2 protein-coding genes are annotated in these 2837 nt (G+C 63.0%); one reads left to right on the forward strand and one right to left on the reverse strand.

Annotation, left to right across the window (positions count from 1 at the left end; translation table 11 throughout):
- Positions 1-254 precede the first annotated feature (254 nt).
- Complete coding sequence (locus tag OXS49_RS33055) at positions 255-995, reverse strand: carbonic anhydrase (protein WP_267428726.1); 741 nt, start codon at positions 993-995, stop codon at positions 255-257.
- Positions 996-1838: 843 nt separating this feature from the next.
- On the opposite strand from OXS49_RS33055, the gene OXS49_RS33060 reads away from it, so the two are divergent.
- A partial coding sequence (locus OXS49_RS33060; RefSeq protein WP_267428727.1) for a cache domain-containing protein occupies positions 1839-2837 on the forward strand: 999 nt, incomplete at its 3' end.

The following is a 2837-nucleotide window of genomic DNA, read 5'->3' on the forward strand; positions in this document are numbered from 1 at the left end:
TCCGATCGAGCTGCTCCCGGCAGCCGTGCCGGGAGACGCGGTGGTGGGTGAAGGGTAGCTGGTCCTCCTCATCGCTCACCGCCGCCGAAGAGCAGCCGTCCGGCTGACCTTCATACCCCCAGCCCGATCAAACTTGCCGCTCGATCGGCAGCGCCCTGGGAGCCTTCGCTCCTGGGGTGTTTCTTGTTTGTCGATGCACGGAAGGGCGGCCGCGGTGACGTCCTGAGGCTCAGCGCGCTGAACTACGTTGCACCTCAGATGTCCTCCATCCATTCGACATGGCCATCGGAGAGGCCGTAGCGCGCACCGACAACCTTGACCTTCCCCGCGTCAAGCGCGTCCTTGATGACGAGGCTTTGGGTCGTCAGCCGCTTGGCGACGCGGCGCGCATTGTTTCGAACGGACGCTTCTAAGAGGTCGCCACCCTGGCTCTTGGCTTCCAGCACGGCCGGCACGATTGGTTGCACCATCTCGCCGATGACGCCCGGGAAGGTCGCGTTCTTCTGCACCACGTCGACCGCTGCGGCAACGGCGCCGCAGGACTGGTGACCGAGCACGATCACGAGGGGTACACCCAGGACGCCCACGGCATACTCGATGCTACCCAAAGCGGCCGTATCGACCGTGTTGCCGGCGTTGCGAACGATGAACAACTCGCCAAGGCCACGTCCGAACAGGATCTCCGGCGAAACCCGGCTATCAGAGCAGCCCACCAGCACGCAGAACGGGGCCTGACCGCGAGCGAGTTCGAGCCGGCGCTCACGGCCGTTTGCCGCCAGGGACGGGGCTTCGTTCCGGAAGTTCTGGTTGCCCTCCTTCATGAGCTTGAGGGCTTCGGCTGGTGCCAGCGCAGTCTTCGCCACGGGTGAAGCAGCCCGCGCAGCGGCATTCGGTAGGGCAGTCGCAGCGAAGACGCTGGCCGCCCCCACCAAGAGGCTCCGGCGGCCGAGCCGTAGCGAGCTGTCTGCGACGCAGCAGTCGCAATTGATATGCATCGAGCCGATCCCCCTCCATCTTCGCTCAGGCCCGGCATTGGCGGTCTGCGCTGATGGCATCTCAAACGATCGGCGTCCTCTTTTAATCCCAGATGTTCCGTCCCGCTGTGTGGAGGTTCCTGCCTGGTATGGAACAGCTGCTGATGGCCTCGCGACACGCAGGGTCTGTTAACCGTCCTGTTCCACCATAACCCTCAGCGATCGGCCTCGGCCGCGCGCCGGAAGAGCAGCACCAGGGCCGATGCCCCTCGGCCACGGTGCGGCCTCGCCGGCGCAGTCGCAGTAGCCCCCGTTGCCTTCGAGCATAAGCGTCGCATGTACGCCCCGTCGGCTGTGACGAGGACCGAGCGCAAAACTTCGCGTGACGAGGCAGGGGGAGTGCTACATCCCCGGCGGCAAAGGCCGCGGTAGGCCGGACTCAGTCAGACCAAGGAACAGGGCCAAGCGCGTAAGATCGGTGAGCGCCAACGCGCAATCGCGGCCATTCTCGACGTCAGCGAAGGCTTCGGGCGTGAGATTAGCTAAGCGGGCCGCGTCCGGTAAATAAAAACCCAGCCGAGCCCGCGCTCGCGCCGCATGCGTCGCTAGATTGTGAAGCACAACCTGCCGCTGTCCCCCGTCTTCGATCATGAGGGGCGTCTGCTCTCGTCTATGTCAGTAATCACATGATTGTTGCATCATTGCCTGCTTCTGCCAACAGGTGGAGATGCACTGGTATTGCTCAAGCGTTGATCCAAAATTGCTGCTCCCGACCACTCCGCAGGTTTTTTCCTTTTTTATTAAGGAGTTAGCAATGAGTCCGTGTTTCCCTGCTTCGGAGTTTGCCCCCGTAGGTCTGAGGTGGTGCACGCCGAGATCAGCCCACCAGGGCGCCTTGATCGCTCGTGGCTCGGGTCATTTCTGACCCGATGGCTGGCTGTTGCCAACCTCCTTACCATCGCTGGGCTGATCGGTGTGGCTGCACTCCTGCTTTGGCAGATGCGGGCGGACGCAGAGCGTCGCAGCGAACTCACCACGAATAGCCTTGTTCAGGTGCTCGGGCGAGACATCGCTCGCAACGTCGAACTTTATGACCTGTCCTTGCAGTCGGTCGTCGAAAGTTTTAGCCGGACCGACGTCGCACAGGCGTCGCCTGAGCTGCGCCAGCTGATCCTATTTGATCGCGCCGCTTCTGCCCCTGGCTTTGCTTTCCTGCTGCTCCTCGACGCACGCGGTGTCGTCGTCTCCGGGTCAAACGCCTCCGCGCCGAAGGGGCTCGATCGATCCGATACCGAGTACTTCCGTCATTTCAGCACTCATCCGGACGACGATGGCCTGCACATAAGTCCGCCGGCGATTTCGCGGGTCAGCGGCCTAAGGATGATCATGCTCTCCCGCCGCCTCTCGAACCCCGACGGCTCATTCGCCGGCGTCGTGGTTGGCGGCATCAAGATCGACTACCTGCGCAGCATGTTCGCTTCGGTCGATGCCGAACACGCTGGGACCGTGACGCTCTACGGACCAGGGGGCATCATCCTGATGCGCGAACCCTTTGATCAAAGTGCGATCGGTGCGAGCGTGGCTGATACCCCGAGCTACCGCCGAATGATTGCGATGCGCGAAGGTAGCTTCGACGGCCCTGCAATGGTCGGGGAAGGCGAACGCCGGCTCACCTTCGCACGGCTCGGCACGGAGCCTCTCACCCTCAGCATCGCCGTGGCACCGTCCACGATCTATGCCGACTGGCAGCGAACAGCGTTCAGCCTCGGCATGGTGCTGGTTAGTCTATGCAGCGTTACGGTCGGTCTCACTTGGTTATTGCGTCGCGAGCTGGGTCGGCGTGAGAGGGCCGAAGCAGCACTG

This window comes from Methylobacterium sp. GC_Met_2, assembly GCF_026540795.1.
Lineage (GTDB): Bacteria > Pseudomonadota > Alphaproteobacteria > Rhizobiales > Beijerinckiaceae > Methylobacterium.